Here is a 17,272-nt window from a genome sequence, read left to right as displayed (position 1 = left end):
TGCTGATCGATTCGCTCAACTCGTCTTTCTATGGAAATAAACGCAGAAAAACACCGTCCTAAACATTCCGGCACCAAACCTCTTTTTACGAATCCAGTACTGGAAGCCTTATCGCGTACGCACATTGCAATTCCGATTTCGATCTACCTACTTAGCTCGGCTGGTTTGGGCTGGTATGCCTTTACGCATACGGCATTACAACGGATCATGATACTGGGTTTGTTTGGGCTGGGGATACTCGTCTTTACGCTGGTGGAATACGTCACTCACCGGGGCATTTTTCACATGGATCCTACCAACGCCATCAAATCCCGGTTGCAGTATACCTTCCACGGTATTCACCATGAGTACCCGAAGGATCAAACGCGATTAGCCATGCCGCCCGCTCTGGCCGTTTTGATTGGCTCCTCTTTATTTGGCGTTACCTTTTTGCTTTTAGGGGAAGCGGCTTATGCATTCTTTCCCGGTTTTCTGGTGGGCTACGCGGGCTATCTGTTTGTACACTTCATCGTACACGCCTATCAGCCGCCCCGCAACTTATTCAAATGGCTTTGGATCAATCACGCCATCCATCATTATAAAGATGATACGCTGAACTACGGCGTTTCGTCTCCGCTGTGGGATTACATCTTCAAAACGTATTCATCGAACGGATAAAAGCAAAAGGCCCGGAATAACGTTCTGGGCCTTTTACGCTATGCATTTACCGATCCACTTTCTGGGTATCGGGCTGACCAGTCACCGTAAGCTGAAACACATCCGGACGCGAATAGTGACCCACGCAGTCAAAATCCAGCTTACTCTTGGCAAGGGTTGCAAAATCCAGCTCAGCGGTCAGCAATCCTTCCTGATTCCAAAGCGGCCCCGCGAGTATTTCTCCCATCGGTGAAAGAATCACACTGCCACCTGCACTCATGATCTCGGGCTCCTGACTCAGCTCGGCCTGATAGCGTTCGGGGTAGTCGCTTTTACGTACAAATTGATTGCAGGCTAGCACGAAACAACGCCCTTCAAGGGCAATATGCTGCATAGTGGACTGCCAGGATTCCCGCGAATCGGCGGTGGGAGCCAGGTAAATTTCGATCCCTTTCTGATACAATGCCATTCGGGCCAGGGGCATGTAGTTTTCCCAGCAAATCAGTCCACCTATTTTTCCCAGACGTGTATCGAGCGTAATCAGGGAACTTCCGTCGCTTTCGCCCCAAATGAACCGCTCCAGTCCCGTGGGTTTGAGTTTGCGATGTTTGCCCAGAATCCTTCCGTCGCTTCCGATGTAGAGAAGCGTACAGTGCAGCGATCCGCCGATGGGGTCCTTCTCCGTAATGCCCAGCCCCACCATGATTCCAGCCGCCTGCACCGCTTGCTGGATGCGTCGAATGGCCTCCGAATCAACTTCGGGACTGTTTTTCCAGTAATCGAGCCAGGTTTCCCGACCTTTTTCCGTACGACGGCCAATCATCGCCTCGAACGTGAGTCCCCTGGGATACGCCGGAAGAAAAGATTCCGGAAACAGCAGTAGTTCGCAATTTTGCTCGGCACCCTTTTTAATCCAGCTAAGGACGACTTCGACACTCCGATCCAGGTCAAACAAAACGGGAGTGGCCTGTACTACGCCTACTTTTATTACGTTCAGCATTCCTTTCTACGTTTAAAACTACACTTCCTTTTCCCGGGTAATCATGCGGGGATTTTCCTCGTATTCAATGCCTGAGAATAAGTAAATGTAAATCACGCGGGCTACTCTAAAGTTAAAAGGCATAGTCACCAGCATTAAGCCAATGGCTACGGATATGTAAACAAAGGCGGAGGGGTCCCCAAAGAAGTTAAAAAGAACGATGGCTGTACCCAGCACAATGCCCACGGAGAGGGCATAACTGACATACGTCGCTCCAATAAAAAAGCCGGGTTCGTTCTCGTATCGCTGACCACAGTGTGGACAAAACGTGTACATCTGATCGAATTTTTTTACGTTCCAGAACGGGTATTTAAACAGATTTCCCTGTCGGCAATGGGGACATTTCGCGAGTACCATTCCCTGCAATTGACTTCGTTTCATTGGACTTGTGTGCTTGGTTAGGTATTACGTTTACGGAATTCTTCGGGAGTCGTTCCCGTGTATTTTTTGAAAAACTTAGTAAAGTAGGAATTATCGCTAAAATTTAAGGCATAGGCGATTTCCGATATGTTCATTCCAAAGTTCATCAGCAGACGTTTTGCTTCGAGTAAAATTCGGTTCCGGATGAGCTCTCCGGCCTGCATCCCCAGGTGTTCCTTACACAGGGCATTCAAATGATTGGGCGTGATATACAGTAGCCGGGCGTACGCCATGGGCAGACGCAGCGTCATAAAATTCCGGTCAATCAACTTCTGATAATTCTTGAGAATGACGTAGTTATAGTTAGTAATCGGAAGGGTCGTTTTGGTCGCCGCGTGTGCTTCGACGGCGAAGAAAATCTGTAATAAAAGTACCTTTAGAAGATCCGACCGCTGCGGTACAGATTCCTGCTGCTTTTCTAGAAGTTGCTCAAACAGACCAGTCAGCGATTTCTGAATAGATTCGGGCAGATGAATAACGCTCTCTCGGGCGATTCCACTGAAAAAAGAAAAGGTGTCCAAATAATCCGGACGCAACAGAAAGGTTGAAAAAAGGTACTGGAAAAGTTAATTACGTAGCCTTCTACCTTTCCCGTAAAATCCCAGGAATGCACCTGCCCCGGAATCATAAAGTAAATCTGAAAAGGCAGTACTGGAAAGCTTTCAAAGTCAATGGCGTGACTCCCCGCTCCTTTCGTAAACAGAACCAAATGGTAAAAATCGTGACGATGCAGCAGCCGCAAGTTTTTATGCTCCTGTACATATTCCGCAAACCGCTTGATTAAAAAATCCTCCGGCCGGTACTCGGCTAAAGAATAGATGTTAACCATGGGAATGGCGAAGGATTCGGTTGACTGTTTCATACGGGGAACGTTAAGCATCTGGGTTGATTCAGAACCGCATTTTCATCTCGCTCTGTCCTAACAATCGCATCCAGATAATACCCAAAACGCAGCCGGGCAGATAAAGCCCGGGAACGCTTACGGCGATAGGGTCAAAAGTAGAAGGGCTGGAGGTACGCTTTAGCGTACAGATTCTCGTTTTTATGGTACTATTTACCGATGGGCTCTAATTGGGACCATTTTTAAGGGTTAGTAGGAAAGGTAAGGACGGGCATATAAAATCTGTTATAACGCGTTGTCTAGGTCTATTGCTTCCGTTTCTTAGTTAGTGTATCTATTCATCCGGGAACCTATTTTTCTCTCCGGTACTATGTTTAGGTATGCTTTTCTAGATTATTCATTGGAGAAGGTACAGATGCATCGGAGGCGATCTCTAACGATAGATTGAGCTCCTTTGCATAACCCTATCCATTCTTACGATCACCTATGACCTTCGAAAACGACACCAACGAGCGTATACGCGTGTATGAACTCAATCCAAGCAATAGCCCATTGGTTTTTGAGGGCCGAGCGACGGATTTAACATTTATCTGGAATACCGGAGAACGACTGGATCTGACCGTTGATAAAGTCCTCTATCGCCTCGCTCGAAATCAGATCATTTTCCTGACCGAATTTCATCACATCGATAGCGTCGAGCTGGAATCTGCCCGTATGGTTCGGTTCAACCAACCCTTTTACTGCATCATCAATCATGATAATGAAGTAGGCAGCAAAGGCTTTCTCTTTTTTGGGGCTTCAGGAATACCCATTATCTCCATTGATGAAGCAATGCTTTGGGAATTTGACATCTCCTGGCAATTATTTGAAGCCGAGATGCAACGAACCGAAATTCTGAAGAAAGATATGCTACAGTCCATGCTCAAACGGATGCTCATTCTTTCGGCTCGTATCCTGCGAAAATCTACCGACTTCCATAAATTGGAAAAAGGGCAAAGCGATCTCATACGCGAATTCAACTACTTGGTGGAAAGACATTTTACCGAGCATCACGACGTGGCGTTTTACGCTTCTCAACTCAACAAGTCGCCCAAGACCATTTCGAATGTCTTTTCCGTGGTTTCCAGCCGGGGACCGCAACATATCATTCACGACCGCATTATGATGCACGCCCGGCGACAGATTGGCTATACGAACCTTTCCATCAAGGAAATTGCCTACGAGCTTGGCTACGAGGACATTCATTCCTTCAGCCGCTTTTTCAAGAAAAAAGAAGGCATCTCCCCCCTTCAGTATCGGGAAAAATTTTTAGCGAATACAACCTCGGAAGGAAAGATTGCTACCACCTCAGGAATCTATGCCTAACCCCGGCAATGAATTATGCTGCTATTTTGAAGCATGAAATCACTCTGGTTTCCTTCCTAAACATAGCATCATGAAAAAAATAGCCATTAACGGTTTTGGACGTATCGGCCGGGCCGCTCTAAAAGTAATCTTTGAAACCACTGATCTGGAACTGGTAGGGATCAATGACCTCATGAGCATTGAAAACGCTGCCTATCTACTAAAATACGATACGAATTACGGTAAATACGAAAAAGCAGTCGCCGTCGAGGGAGATACGATCCTAATTGATGGTAAAGCCATTAAGTATACCAGCATCCGGGATATTGAAAACCTGCCCTGGAAAGAACTGGAAGCCGAAGTAATCATTGAAAGCACGGGGATTTTTACCTCACAGGCCGCGGCAGATCAACACCTCGCGGCCGGAGCGAAATTCGTGGTCATCTCAGGTCCGACGAAAGACACACCCACGGTGGTACACGGCGTGAATACCGAAGCAGGGAAAGTCGCCGTATTCTCCTGTGCGAGCTGTACCACTAACAATATCAGTCCCGTAATCGAAATACTGGGCCGTAGACTGGGTATTAAAAAAGCAATCCTGAACACGACGCACGCGTATACGGCCTCCCAGACGCTAGTGGATGCTCCCTCCAAACGCGAACCCCGCATGGGACGGGCAGCGGCTAATAACCTGGCCCCGGCGGCTACCGGTGCCGCCATTGCCACCACGAAAGCCTTACCACAGTACGCCGGGAAGTTCGACGGCATTGCCGTACGCGTACCCGTAGCCGTTGGCTCCATATCGGACATTACGTTTATTGCCGAACGCCCGACCAGCGTTGAGGAGATCAATCAGATTCTGACCGAAGAAGCGGCTACGCCCCGGTACGAAAAAGTCCTCGCCGTTACGGATGAACCCCTGGTTTCCAGTGACATCGTCAAAAGCCCCTTTGCGGCAACGGTTGATCTGGAGATGACGCGGGTAGTGGATGGCGATCTGGTCAAAGTTATGGCGTGGTACGACAATGAATGGGGATTCACCAACCAGATGATCCGACAAATTCAGTCCCTGTAGTAGAGTAGCTTCCGCCAATTCTTAACCGTTACTGCCATGAATTACGCAGCACTTGCCTTTACCGATGGCATCAAAGCAATCCAGGAACGCATGGGGAGTCGCAATGCCTACGAGCGGATGGAAAGAATGACCTTCACGGAAGGCTTGACCGCCGTTGAGCGTAACTTCATCGGTCAGCTGGATAGCTTTTACTTGGCTTCTTCGGGAGCGAACGGATTTCCCTATATACAGCACCGGGGTGGACCGAAGGGTTTTATTAAGGTACTTGATGATCAAACGATCGGTATCGTGGATTTTAGCGGAAACCGGCAGTACATTTCAGTCGGTAACATTGAACACAATTCGAAGGTATCGCTGATGTTGCTCTCCTATCCGCTACGGGCTCGTTTGAAGTTATACGCGGAGGCCGAAATCGTGGAAATCCGCAATAACCCGGAGCTTTTTACATTACTCAAACCCGAGGATTATAAATTCAAACCCGAACGGTTACTGCTGTTTCACATTAAAGCCTACGATTGGAATTGTCCGCAGCACATTACGCCTCGGTACACGTTGGAGGAACTGGAGAAGGTGAATCAACCCAAAGATCAGTACATTCAGCAGTTGGAGCGGGAAATTAAAGTATTGCGGGCAAAACTCAGCGATTCGTAATAGGGACGAAAATCTTTGCTGTTGGGCAGGTTAACTCAACCATTCTCTGAAAATAGACTTGGGACCAGCGATGGAAAACTCAAGTCTATTTTCATTTTCCAGTACGCCTATTGCTGGGCTAAAGGCGTATTCGTTCGTCCAATGCAACAAAAAAGGCTTTCAGAGGAATCCCTCTAAAAGCCTTTAAGGAAGTGGAGAAGATCGGGCTCGAACCGACGACCTCTTGCATGCCATGCAAGCGCTCTAGCCAACTGAGCTACATCCCCTTCTGAAATGTGGGTGCAAATATGTGGCTTTGAAAGGGCCTTGTCAAGCAAAAGACGAAGAAAACTTTCATTTTTCGGCGTTTTCGTTCTGCCCTCTCAAAATACGCCTGATAACCAACTAACAATCAGTACAGTTGTAAAAAATAGACTAGTCTGGTAAACTAATAGAGTATTTGACTTGTTTATCTCAACGGAACGTTGAACCTTTGCGGACGTTCGATAAACCTTAAACTGATTCGATTATGTCCTTACGACTTGGAGACATCGCACCCGATTTTGAAGCAGATACCACTCAGGGCCACATCCGTTTTCACGAATGGCTGGGCGATAAATGGGGCTTACTCTTTTCACACCCCGCTGACTTTACGCCTGTATGTACGACGGAGCTTGGTAAAACCGCTCTGCTGAAAGGTGATTTCGAAAAACGTGGCGTGAAAGTGATTGCTGTATCGGTCGATGATCTGGATTCTCACAACCGCTGGACGCCTGATATTGCCGAAGTAAGTGGTACGGAAGTCAATTTCCCCATCATCGCCGATTCGGACCGTAAAGTCGCTGAACTGTACGACATGATTCACCCGAATGCCAGCGAAAAAGCCACGGTTCGTTCGGTGTTTGTCATTGGACCCGATAAGAAAATCAAACTGACCCTGACCTACCCCGCCTCCACGGGACGTAATTTCCAGGAGATTCTACGGGTGATTGATTCCCTGCAACTCACGGCCAATTATCAGGTAGCCACACCGGCCGACTGGAAAGACGGCGAAGATGTCATTGTAACGCCTGCCGTTTCCAATGATGCTCTGGCAGAGAAATTTCCGAAAGGCGTTACGCACGTAAAACCCTACCTGCGTGTTACGCCGCAGCCGAATAAATAATAGTATTTACCGTTTTTCGTTTAAAAACCACAGCGTTACTCAATTGTAGAGCGACGCTGTGGTTTTTGTTTAAGAACGCACCCGCTCCGTACACGAGCGGGTGGCTTACCTAACCGCTTTACGTACAAATCCAACGGAAAACTGTAAACTGAAAACCGTAAACCAAGAACTCTCCCTTACTTTTACGGGCTCTTTTTCAAATTCGAATGCCTGCTCCAGTCAAACGCCGCTCACCGTTCAACGTAAAATTGCTCCTCGCTCTCAGTCTCCTGTGCATTGGGCTGATTGCCACTTTTCTGTATTTCCGGTATCGCAATCCTACGCAAATTGAATGGGATTACTCCCGAACCGCCAGCATTCGTATTCCCACGGAATATCCCGTCCACGGTATTGACGTCTCCAAGCATCAGGGAAAAATTGATTGGGGTGTGATTCGGGAGTCGGCTCTGGCGGACGAGGCTCGTCTGGAATTCGTATTTATCAAAGCCACTGAAGGCATTTCCATTCAGGACAAACGCTTCAAAAACAATTACAGCAGTGCCCGCCAGACGGGATTACGCGTCGGAGCATATCACTTTTTCATCCCCTGGCGGGACCCGGTTCCGCAGGCCGATAATTTCATCGAAACGGTACAGTTAAAATCGGGGGATTTGCCGCCAGTACTGGACGTCGAATCCTCACATCCGCTGAAATCGGACGAACGGACCATCCGCGATATTCGTACCTGGCTGGAGTTAGTCGAAAAGGAATACGGCGTCAAACCCATCATTTACACCAATCGCCGCTTTTACCAGAAATTCATTCGGGGTAATTTCGACGAATATCCACTCTGGCTGGCCCACTACTCATCGGAACAACTGGCGGGTGATATTTCCGGGAAAGTCTGGTTCTGGCAGTATTCCGAACTCGGTCAGTTGAAAGGCATCAAGGGAAAGGTCGATTACAACGCCTTTCTGGGAGATCTGAGCGAGCTGGAGCAAATCTGCCTTCCCTAGTCCAAAAAATTTCACGAAAAGTTTTATTACGGAACTCTGCCTGCATTTGTTGGTTTTTATGGATGCAGTAGCCATTTTTGGCCCGCTTAAACGCAGTAGCATGACCTTATCCGCTCATGCCCTGACGTATCCTATCATTCAGAGCCTTATCTTATGCTGAAGTCTATTCCATTTACTCAGAATCCTGCTTACGCAAAGCTTCTTGCTCATTTTGAGGCTACTCAATCCGTCCAGATTAAAGACTTATTTGCGGAAGATACCGAACGGTTCAATCGTTTTTCGACTCGTTTTGAAGACATCCTGCTCGATTACTCCAAAAACCGGATCACGGAAGAAACGAAACAGTTATTACTGGAACTAGCTCAGGGAGCCGAGCTGAAAGATGCCATCGAGCAGCTGTTCACCGGCCAGAAAATCAACGCGACCGAAGATCGGGCCGTACTCCACGTAGCCCTACGGAATCGCTCGAATACACCTATTGAAGTGGACGGTGCGGATGTGATGCCCGAGGTGAATGCCGTATTGGATAAAATGAAAACGTTCTCCGAAAAAGTTATTTCCGGCGAATGGAAAGGCTATACGGGCCAGGTCATTACAGATGTGGTGAACATTGGTATTGGTGGCTCGGATCTGGGTCCGGTGATGGTGACGGAGGCTCTGAAACCTTACAAAAATCACCTGAATCTGCATTTCGTATCCAACGTCGATGGTACGCACATTGCCGAAACGTTGAAAGCCGTTAATCCCGAAACAACCTTGTTTCTAATTGCGTCCAAGACGTTCACGACGCAGGAAACCATGACCAACGCTCACACGGCCCGTACCTGGTTGCTGGATGCGGCTGGTGATGATTCCGCCGTAGCGAAACACTTCGTAGCCATTTCAACCAACGAAAAAGAAGTCAGCAAATTTGGTATCGATACCGAAAATATGTTCGTCTTCTGGGATTGGGTAGGTGGTCGGTACTCACTCTGGTCGGCGATTGGTTTGTCGATCATTCTGAGCGTAGGTTACGAAAATTTCGTGGAATTGCTCGAAGGGGCTCACGCCATGGATAACCATTTTCGGACGGCTGCTTTTGAAGAAAACATTCCCGTAACGCTGGCTTTGCTGGGGATCTGGTATAACAACTTCTACGGTGCCCAGACGCAGGTTATTTTGCCCTACGATCAGTACCTGCACCGATTTGCGGCGTACTTCCAGCAGGGCGATATGGAATCGAACGGCAAGTACGTTGGTCGGGACGGTCAGCCCGTGGATTATCAGACAGGCCCTATCATCTGGGGTGAACCCGGCACGAACGGTCAGCACGCCTTTTATCAACTCATTCACCAGGGTACGAAACTGATTCCGGCGGACTTTATTGCTCCGGCGATTAGTCACAATCCCATTGGTGAACACCATAAGATTCTGCTTTCCAACTTCTTCGCTCAGACGGAAGCGTTAATGAACGGTAAAACTGCCGAAGAAGTCATCGCCGAATTCCAGTCGAAAAACGTAAGTCCAGAAGTATACGAGTCGCTGGTGGCCTTTAAAGTATTTGAAGGTAACCGTCCGACGAACTCCTTTCTGGTTAAATCCATTACCCCCCGTACGCTGGGTAGCCTGATTGCTGCCTACGAACACAAGATTTTTGTACAGGGCGTTATCTGGAATATCTACAGCTTCGATCAGTGGGGTGTGGAACTGGGCAAGCAACTGGCCAGCAAAATCTATCCTGAACTGCAAAACGATGAGCCGGTCAACGATCACGATGGATCGACCAACGGCCTCATCAACGCTTATAAAGCCTGGCGTTAGAAAAATACCGGAACATTGTAACGTTCCTTGAACAAACGGCGTATCGTATGTCAAAGCCCCTTTGCACGTATGATACGCCGTTTTTTTGCTAGCTTCTGCCTACTCCTGAGTTCGGCTTGTCTGGCTCAGGACCTTCCTGTTTATTACGAAACTTCGTCTAGAAGGCAGTCTTCCCCCATGCTACACCGTTGGTACATGGGACTGGAAGGTTTCACCCGTACGGACCAAAGTACGCTTACAAATTCGCTGAATGGCCTGGTTACCTCTGCTTCGGTTAACCGGGCTAGTTGGTCCGCTTTGATTGGCTACGCTTACCGTGATGCCTGGGTACTGGAAGGGGGCTACGCCCGCATGCCTATCCATAATCAGCTCACCCTGGTTACGGCTCCACAACCGGTAGCCTTCACCTTCACGAATGAGTCCCATGCGGCAACGTTACGACTCAAACGTCGGTTATTTCAAACGGGTAAGCGAAAAAATCACGCAGGACTTTGGCTCACCGCTGGAGCATATATCGTACCCAATTCGGGTAAGTACGTGGACGGTTTTATCATGGAAGGCTATCGATATCATCGCTTTCAAACGGCTCCCGACACACTTTTGCTACTTAGTCAAACGGAAACGGCCAAACGTACTACAGGCATGCTGGAACTGGGCCTGGAATATAACATACAACTGTCCAATCGACTGGAACTGGGTTTCTATGGCCGAAAGACCTGGGGTTTACAAAAGGCTTTGGTTACCGAGATGATTTACTCCGAAAACAGCGTACAGATTCAATCCTCCCGCATTACGGCCAATGGTACAGGCTGGAGTCTGGGTTTGGCTCTGCGGTACACCTATTCCTTCCGGCGATCGTTGAAAAGTGTATACGATTTGCACGGGAAATATGGAAATGAATAATGGTTAGTTCCTTTTTAAGACAGATACATTGCATGACGAGTTCAAGTCTGTCCGTTTTAAAGAATTTTACTCCTGTATAGGCACGAAAAAGAGGGCACCTCCTTTCGGGAATGCCCTCTTTCGGTATCAAGTCTTTTTACTTTAGTAAGTCAATCAAGGCCTCAGCGGTTACTTTCTGCTGCTCGCCCGTCGTCATGTTTTTCAGCGTTAACTGACCAGAGGCGATTTCCTCCGAACCGATCAGTACCACGAAAGGAATCTTTTTCCGGTCGGCGTAATCGAGCTGCTTCTTCAGTTTGGACGACTCGGGATACAATTCGGCATTGATGCCCGCCTGCCGGGCTTTTTGCAACAGCGGCAGCGAGTAGGTTTCGCCCGCAGCATCGAAATTGGCAAAGAGTAGCTTCGTGGTTACGCTCTGATTTTCCGGGAAAAGCTGTAGTTCTTCCATCACGTCGTAAATCCGATCCACACCCAGTGAAATTCCTACTCCTGACAGGTTGGGTACCCCAAAAGCTGCCGTCAGGTTATCGTACCGACCCCCGCCGGAGATACTGCCGATCTGCACGCCGCCCGCTTTTACTTCAAAAATGGCTCCGGTATAATAGCTAAGTCCACGGGCGAGCGTAATGTCAAGCTGAATTTTTTTGTCCGAAATTCCCATCGTCCGAATCATCCGCCAGAGCGTTTCCAGCTCCTGCACACCCTTCATGCCTATCTGCGAGTTCTGTAACCAGTCTTTCAGGTTCTCGAAGGTTTCGCGATTCGAAGTCATCGGGGCAAACAGCGGCTGTAGCTTTTTGATGGAGGCATCCGAAAGGCCTTTCTCGCTTAGCTCCTCCTCTACCTTTTCCTTTCCGACTTTATCAAGTTTGTCGATGGCTACAAACAGAGCAGCTTCTTTACCGGCCACCCCAATCACTTCGGCAATCCCGCTGAGAATCTTCCGGTTATTGATTTTGATCGTGAAATCGTTAATGGATAATCCCGCGAAAATTTCGTGTAACATGGCTACGATTTCCGTTTCGCAAAGCAGGGAATCCGTACCGACAATATCCGCATCGCACTGGTAAAATTCGCGGTACCGGCCTTTTTGGGGTCGATCGGCCCGCCAGACGGGTTGCAACTGGTAGCGTTTAAAGGGAAACGTCAGCTCGCCGCGGTTCATCACAACGTAGCGGGCAAACGGTACGGTCAGGTCGTAGCGAAGCCCTTTTTCGGCGATTTTAGGCGTCAGTTTTTTGTAGCCTTCTTCCACATCAGCCGTTTCAATTTTATCCAGGAAATTACCGGAATTCAGGACTTTGAAGAGTAACTGGTCCCCTTCTTCGCCGTATTTACCCATCAGTACCGACAGGTTTTCCAGCGTGGGCGTTTCGAGGGGTTGAAATCCGTATTTCTGGAACGTGCGGCGGATGGTATCGAAAATGAAGTTTCGTTTCACCATTTGCTCCGGACCGAAGTCGCGGGTGCCGCGGGGTAAGCTTGGTTTTTGTATACTCATGATCTATGTTTCACAGGAGTGGGGATTTGCTCTCCTGAAGGGCTCTGGTTCTTTTCAGACCACAAAAATAGCATTCAAAGCCCGAAGCGAGGGGGATTCATTTAAAATTCCTTTATTTTAAACGCCCCATTACTTGATTTGTGCGGAAAAACAAGTAGTTTTGCGGTTCATTTTGAGGTTCTGAGTATGAGTATCTGGTATTCCTGGATTACTCGAATCGGTGACCAGTCATACCAAACTGAACAAAATCATGGGTGTATCACAACTGAAGCGTAAAGACCGCAGAAACAAGTCTATCGCTAACAACCGCATCACTACGATCAAACGCCTCTCACTGAAGCCGACGATCAAGAAAGTAGATGTTGAAGCCATCAAAGCTTCTTTCGAACAGAAATAATTGGCAGTTCGGGCATTCTTGCCTATTCTGCCTTTCTATTGATGCATTGAAACCCCGCTAAATGGATTTAGCGGGGTTTTCTTTTTCCTTCTCTTTCTGGGATTTTTCCTCTTTGGGCTTTTGCTTTTTGGCCGCCGCTTCTTTCCGATGAGCCAGCTCCCGGCGATTTTTCCGAAAAAACCGACGCATCTCCTTCCGCGTATCTACCCGTACCCGCATTTGCAGGGCATTACCGTACATGATCATACCGCCTACCACGAGGGCAATCGCGTAAATGCCCAGGAGAAACCAACGATTGAAGACTTCGTTGGTGGACTCTAACCATACGGCTTTCGCCAGCACAATGATGCCGTACACAAATACAATCAGGCTTACTATCGATAACAGCGTGGATTTGGTCTGCAAACTCATGCGTTTAACGATCTTCCGGCCCGGAGCTTTTTTATATTCAACAATTTTCATAGTTCGTACAGGTTCTTTAAAATACAACCCTAAAAAGAGCCGTATAGTTTGGGGGGTGAAGTACTAGAATTACGCTAAAAAATCCTTTTTTTTCAAAAAGTAGCTGTACACCCGCTAACATCACGTAATTTTCAGTCGCAATCTTACTTTCAAATTTGATATTATCAATGCAGATCGCTCAAAAGCTAACTCTCACGCTGTGCTTATCAGTCGCAGCACTGGGCTTTACCTCGGCTCAGGACCAACGAGCTGTCAAGAAAAACTATCTCGTTAAACCGGAAGAAACGGAATTCTGGGATCCCGAAGTCCCAACGGTTACGCCCGGTCAGTCCTACGGCTTGCCCCCCTCGGATGCCATCATTCTGTTTGATGGTAAAAACCTCGACAACTGGGTTACCGTAAAAGACGGCAGCCCTGCCAAATGGGAAGTGAAAGACGGAGCCTTCTCAGTAGTGAAAGGAGCGGGTAACATTTCAACCAAACAGGATTTTCAGGATTACCAACTGCACATTGAGTGGCGTTCGCCCAACGAGCCCGAGACGCTGAAGAGCCAGGGCAAAGGGAACAGCGGTATTTTTATGCAGGGTATGTACGAAGTACAGGTACTCAACAGCTACAAGAACCGCTCGTACCGCAACGGTCAGGCCGGATCGATCTACAAACAAACGCCCCCGATGATCAACCCGATTCGTCCGATGGGTGAATGGAATACGTACGATATCATCTATACGGCTCCCCGCTTTAACCAGAATGGTGGTGTGGAAACCCCTCCGTACGTAACGGTCATTTTCAACGGAATCATCGTTCAGAACCATACCAAGATTCAGGGTTCGACGGAGTACATCGGTGCTCCGAAAAACGTTCCCCACGGCAAAGGCCCGATCAGTTTACAGGACCACGGCAATGCGGTAAGCTTCCGTAACGTTTGGATCCGCGAACTGTAAGCGACCGCGTACAACCTTGAGAGGACAGATTATAGAGAATAGGCATTAGATTCTGAAAAGTCAGCGTCTGATGGCTCTGCTCTATAATCTGTCCTCTTCGATTTAAATCTGTCCGCCGCCGTTTATCTTTGTCGCTTATTCCGTAATCTTTACTGCAGTGAAGCGTCTCATTTCCTTTATTCTTCGTACGGTTCCCCGGCCCGTTTTGCAACGGGTGAGTTATATTCCCCTGAAAATCACGGCGTTTTTCCTAAAAGGTACCGACAAAGAATGTCCCGTTTGTGGTCAGACGTTTCGGCGGTTTCTCCCCTACGGCCGTTTGCAGTCGCGGGCTAATGCCCTGTGTCCCAACTGTCTGGCTCTGGAACGACACCGGCTCATGTACCTATATTTACAGGAACGAACCGACTTTTTCAAAGGAAAAAAACGGGTCCTGCACGTCGCTCCGGAACACTGCTTCATGGAACGCTTCGAGAAAATACACGGCGAAGGATACATCACGGCCGATATCGAAAGTCCGCTGGCTAAAGTCAAAATGGACATTCACCAGATTCCCTTCCCCGACAACAGCTTTGATGTTGCCTTTTGTAATCACGTGCTCGAACACGTAGACGACTATTATCAGGCAACCCGCGAATTACACCGCGTACTGAAACCCGGCGGCTGGGCCATTATCCAGTCACCGCAGGACTGGTCGAAACCGCATACCTTCGAAGACCCTACCATCACTGACCCGAAAGAACGGGAACGCATTTTCTGGCAAAATGACCACCTTCGCCTGTTCGGACAGGATTATGGTCAGGAGCTGGCCAAGGGTGGATTCAAGGTTACCGAAGACCGCTTCGTACTGGAAATGCCCCGCGAACGGGTGGAACGGTACGCCCTGCCGAGTAAAGAGATTATCTATTATTGTCAGAAGTAAGTTTTATAGACTACCCCGGGTATCCGTATCATACCCGCAAACAACCTGTAAAGTATGAAATACCATCCGATTCCGAATACCCTGTTTATCAAAAACCGGCAACGGCTCAGTACCCTGCTCAAACCCAAGTCGATCGCCATTCTTCATTCCAATGACGTGTTACCGACCAACGCCGATGGTACGTTGCGGTTTCGTCAGAACAATGATCTCTTTTACGTCTCGGGTATCGATCAGGAAGAAAGTATCGTCGTACTATTTCCGGATGCTCCCGACGAAAAACACCGCGAAATTCTGTTCCTGCGGGAAACGAACGAGCACATTGCCGTTTGGGAAGGCTACAAATACACCAAAGAACACGCTCGGGAAGTATCGGGTATTCAGACGGTATACTGGACCCGGCAATTCGACAGCATCCTCCGTACGCTCATCTTCGAAGCCGAGCATATTTACCTGAATACCAATGAACATACGCGGGCTGACATCATCGTGGAAAGCCGCGATGCCCGGTTCATCAAGCAGTATCAGGAACGCTTCCCTTTACACCAATTCGAGCGGCTGGCCCCGCTGATGCACAACCTGCGGGCCATCAAGCAAAGCGAAGAAATTCCCTTATTGCAGGAAGCCATGCGGATTACGGAAGACGGCTTCCGTCGTTTGCTGAAATTTGTCAAACCGGGTGTTTGGGAATACGAAATCGAGGCTGAACTCCTGCACGAATTTGTTCGCCAACGCTCGAAAGGGTTTGCATACGAACCCATCATTGCGACGGGAGCGAATGCCTGCGTATTGCACTACCTCTCCAATGACCAGCAGTGCCAACCGGGCGAAGTCATTCTGCTGGACGTGGCAGCCGAATATGCCAATTACAACGCCGACCTGACTCGCTCGATCCCCGTATCGGGTCGTTATACGCCCCGGCAACGGGAGGTATACGAGGCAGTACACCGCGTGATGAAGGAAGCGACGGCCATGCTCGTTCCCGGTAACTTATGGGATGAGTACCACAAGGAAGTCGGTAAGATCATGGAAAGCGAGCTGAAAGGCCTCGGACTCATCACCCAGCACGACATTAATCACCAGGACCCCGACTGGCCCGCGTACAAAAAGTACTTCATGCACGGTACATCCCACTTCCTCGGACTGGACGTACACGATGTAGGCAGCAAATACCGCCGCTTCGAAGCGGGCATGGTATTTACCTGTGAACCAGGCATTTATATTCCGGAAGAAAAACTGGGCATTCGTCTGGAAAACAATATCTTGATTACCGAAACGGGTAATGTTGATATGATGGCAAACATACCAGTAGACGCCGATGAAATTGAAGCGTTGATGAACGCTTAAACGAAAAAGGGAGCCGAAACGCTCCCTTTTTTTTTATGTTTACTTCGCTATTGGTATTGAATTCCTTCGAGGTTAGGGAACGTGCCATACCCTCCGGGTTCCTGTTCACCCTCGGGTGAGCACCCAATCCCAAAGGGGTTAATATATTACTAGCCCTGTATGCAAGGTATCGCAACCGCACTCAATCCTCCTATGCATCCCCACTGGTGCAGGTTTCCCCCTGTTTTATTTACCGAAGACTCAACTCAAAGAAGTTCGCCATATATACCTTCGTTACTATGTAGTCGTATTACACACCTTTCTTGGCCTGCATTTCCTTCCGCATCTCCAGCACTTCTTCCAGCAGACAATTCATCTTTTCATGCAATTGCTGAATTTCAATTTCCGCTTTCAAATTAATGGCGTAATCGTTGCGGGCCCGTTCGCGATCCTTGGCTTCCTGCCGATTCTGACTCATCATAATGATGGGTGCCTGAATGGCTGCCAGGCAGGACAAAATCAGATTGAGCAAAATGAAGGGATAGGGATCAAACGGTTTTTGCCACAATAACAGACTATTCACGACAATCCAGAGCAGTAGAAAGCTCATAAATCCGATGATAAACTTCCAGCTTCCCCCAAATTCGGCCACGCGGTCAGCCATTTTGTTCCCCCAGCTTTCTTCGCTTTCCGCTTCCGTTGCCGCTACCGTTTGCGTAATCAGCGACTCATCCCCTAGCGTTTGCTGTACGAGTTGCTGCATCTCCAGTAATCGCTGATTCGAGGCAGAATCTGTCAGTTTCCAGTTCTTTAAATGCCGATGCGACTTATTCATTTTAATGATTTTTAACGTTACTATATCGTTTTAATAA

Annotated in this window: 19 protein-coding genes and 1 tRNA gene; 12 read left to right on the top strand and 8 right to left on the bottom strand. The window is 48.4% G+C overall.

Annotation, left to right across the window (positions count from 1 at the left end):
• Positions 1-30: 30 nt before the first annotated feature.
• Positions 31-657, top strand: coding sequence for a sterol desaturase family protein (locus C5O19_RS07940; protein ID WP_104711150.1), 627 nt, complete (start codon positions 31-33; stop codon positions 655-657).
• Between the two features lie 46 nt (positions 658-703).
• Here the strand turns inward: C5O19_RS07940 and C5O19_RS07935 are convergent, their stop codons facing one another.
• From C5O19_RS07935 to C5O19_RS26225, 4 genes are read right to left on the bottom strand one after another with little or no spacing between them, the layout of a single operon-like run.
• On the bottom strand, positions 704-1,636 hold the full coding sequence (locus tag C5O19_RS07935; RefSeq protein WP_104711148.1) for a carbon-nitrogen hydrolase family protein: 933 nt from the start codon (positions 1,634-1,636) through the stop codon (positions 704-706).
• A gap of 18 nt (positions 1,637-1,654) precedes the next feature.
• Positions 1,655-2,056: a DUF983 domain-containing protein gene (locus C5O19_RS07930; RefSeq protein WP_243406349.1), complete on the bottom strand. Its 402-nt coding sequence runs from the start codon at positions 2,054-2,056 to the stop codon at positions 1,655-1,657.
• A gap of 17 nt (positions 2,057-2,073) precedes the next feature.
• Positions 2,074-2,616 carry a helix-turn-helix domain-containing protein gene (locus C5O19_RS26230; RefSeq protein WP_243406348.1) on the bottom strand — a complete coding sequence of 181 codons (543 nt, stop codon included), beginning with the start codon at positions 2,614-2,616 and terminating at the stop codon, positions 2,074-2,076.
• Positions 2,538-2,957 carry an AraC family ligand binding domain-containing protein gene (locus tag C5O19_RS26225; protein ID WP_243406347.1) on the bottom strand — a complete coding sequence of 140 codons (420 nt, stop codon included), beginning with the start codon at positions 2,955-2,957 and terminating at the stop codon, positions 2,538-2,540. The genes C5O19_RS26230 and C5O19_RS26225 overlap by 79 nt, the downstream gene beginning before the upstream one ends.
• A gap of 465 nt (positions 2,958-3,422) precedes the next feature.
• On the opposite strand from C5O19_RS26225, the gene C5O19_RS07920 reads away from it, so the two are divergent.
• The 3 genes from C5O19_RS07920 (at position 3,423) to C5O19_RS07910 (ending at position 6,006) form a co-directional block, all read left to right on the top strand.
• Complete coding sequence (locus C5O19_RS07920) at positions 3,423-4,301, top strand: helix-turn-helix domain-containing protein (protein ID WP_104711146.1); 879 nt, start codon at positions 3,423-3,425, stop codon at positions 4,299-4,301.
• Positions 4,302-4,371: 70 nt separating this feature from the next.
• Positions 4,372-5,355 carry a type I glyceraldehyde-3-phosphate dehydrogenase gene (locus C5O19_RS07915; protein ID WP_104711143.1) on the top strand — a complete coding sequence of 328 codons (984 nt, stop codon included), beginning with the start codon at positions 4,372-4,374 and terminating at the stop codon, positions 5,353-5,355.
• Positions 5,356-5,391: 36 nt separating this feature from the next.
• Positions 5,392-6,006 carry a pyridoxamine 5'-phosphate oxidase family protein gene (locus tag C5O19_RS07910; RefSeq protein ID WP_104711141.1) on the top strand — a complete coding sequence of 205 codons (615 nt, stop codon included), beginning with the start codon at positions 5,392-5,394 and terminating at the stop codon, positions 6,004-6,006.
• A gap of 192 nt (positions 6,007-6,198) precedes the next feature.
• Here the strand turns inward: C5O19_RS07910 and C5O19_RS07905 are convergent.
• Positions 6,199-6,272: transfer RNA gene (locus C5O19_RS07905), tRNA-Ala, on the bottom strand.
• Positions 6,273-6,514: 242 nt separating this feature from the next.
• Between C5O19_RS07905 and C5O19_RS07900 the strand changes: the two genes are divergently transcribed.
• From C5O19_RS07900 to C5O19_RS07885, 4 genes are all read left to right on the top strand, one after another.
• On the top strand, positions 6,515-7,150 hold the full coding sequence (locus tag C5O19_RS07900) for a peroxiredoxin (protein ID WP_104711139.1): 636 nt from the start codon (positions 6,515-6,517) through the stop codon (positions 7,148-7,150).
• A gap of 206 nt (positions 7,151-7,356) precedes the next feature.
• Positions 7,357-8,145, top strand: coding sequence for a glycoside hydrolase family 25 protein (locus C5O19_RS07895; protein ID WP_104711137.1), 789 nt, complete (start codon positions 7,357-7,359; stop codon positions 8,143-8,145).
• A gap of 153 nt (positions 8,146-8,298) precedes the next feature.
• Complete coding sequence (gene pgi / locus C5O19_RS07890) at positions 8,299-9,945, top strand: glucose-6-phosphate isomerase (RefSeq protein ID WP_104711135.1); 1,647 nt, start codon at positions 8,299-8,301, stop codon at positions 9,943-9,945.
• A 177-nt stretch (positions 9,946-10,122) separates the two neighbouring features.
• Positions 10,123-10,848 (top strand): hypothetical protein, encoded by a 726-nt coding sequence (locus C5O19_RS07885; protein ID WP_104711132.1) that lies wholly within the window; start codon positions 10,123-10,125, stop codon positions 10,846-10,848.
• 136 nt (positions 10,849-10,984) lie between these two features.
• Here the strand turns inward: C5O19_RS07885 and hisS are convergent, their stop codons facing one another.
• Positions 10,985-12,346 carry a histidine--tRNA ligase gene (gene hisS, locus C5O19_RS07880; RefSeq protein WP_104713962.1) on the bottom strand — a complete coding sequence of 454 codons (1,362 nt, stop codon included), beginning with the start codon at positions 12,344-12,346 and terminating at the stop codon, positions 10,985-10,987.
• A gap of 256 nt (positions 12,347-12,602) precedes the next feature.
• Here hisS and C5O19_RS25965 point away from each other — a divergent pair, with 256 nt between their 5' ends.
• On the top strand, positions 12,603-12,749 hold the full coding sequence (locus C5O19_RS25965; protein ID WP_165795965.1) for a hypothetical protein: 147 nt from the start codon (positions 12,603-12,605) through the stop codon (positions 12,747-12,749).
• A gap of 57 nt (positions 12,750-12,806) precedes the next feature.
• Here the strand turns inward: C5O19_RS25965 and C5O19_RS07875 are convergent, their stop codons facing one another.
• Positions 12,807-13,211 (bottom strand): hypothetical protein, encoded by a 405-nt coding sequence (locus tag C5O19_RS07875; protein WP_104711130.1) that lies wholly within the window; start codon positions 13,209-13,211, stop codon positions 12,807-12,809.
• A gap of 167 nt (positions 13,212-13,378) precedes the next feature.
• Here C5O19_RS07875 and C5O19_RS07870 point away from each other — a divergent pair, with 167 nt between their 5' ends.
• From C5O19_RS07870 to C5O19_RS07860, 3 genes are all read left to right on the top strand, one after another.
• Positions 13,379-14,155, top strand: coding sequence for a 3-keto-disaccharide hydrolase (locus C5O19_RS07870; RefSeq protein WP_104711128.1), 777 nt, complete (start codon positions 13,379-13,381; stop codon positions 14,153-14,155).
• Positions 14,156-14,312: 157 nt separating this feature from the next.
• Entirely contained in the window at positions 14,313-15,077 is a 765-nt protein-coding gene (locus tag C5O19_RS07865; protein ID WP_104711126.1) for a class I SAM-dependent methyltransferase, read from the top strand.
• A 54-nt stretch (positions 15,078-15,131) separates the two neighbouring features.
• Positions 15,132-16,421, top strand: a complete 1,290-nt coding sequence (locus C5O19_RS07860) for an aminopeptidase P family protein (RefSeq protein ID WP_104711124.1) — start codon at positions 15,132-15,134, stop codon at positions 16,419-16,421.
• A gap of 289 nt (positions 16,422-16,710) precedes the next feature.
• Here C5O19_RS07860 and C5O19_RS07855 read toward each other — a convergent pair whose 3' ends face one another.
• On the bottom strand, positions 16,711-17,235 hold the full coding sequence (locus tag C5O19_RS07855; RefSeq protein ID WP_104711122.1) for a DUF1003 domain-containing protein: 525 nt from the start codon (positions 17,233-17,235) through the stop codon (positions 16,711-16,713).
• Between the last annotated feature and the right edge of the window lie 37 nt (positions 17,236-17,272).

The organism is Siphonobacter curvatus (assembly GCF_002943425.1).
Lineage (GTDB): Bacteria > Bacteroidota > Bacteroidia > Cytophagales > Spirosomataceae > Siphonobacter > Siphonobacter curvatus.
This window is presented reverse-complemented; position numbering and strand designations above follow the sequence as displayed.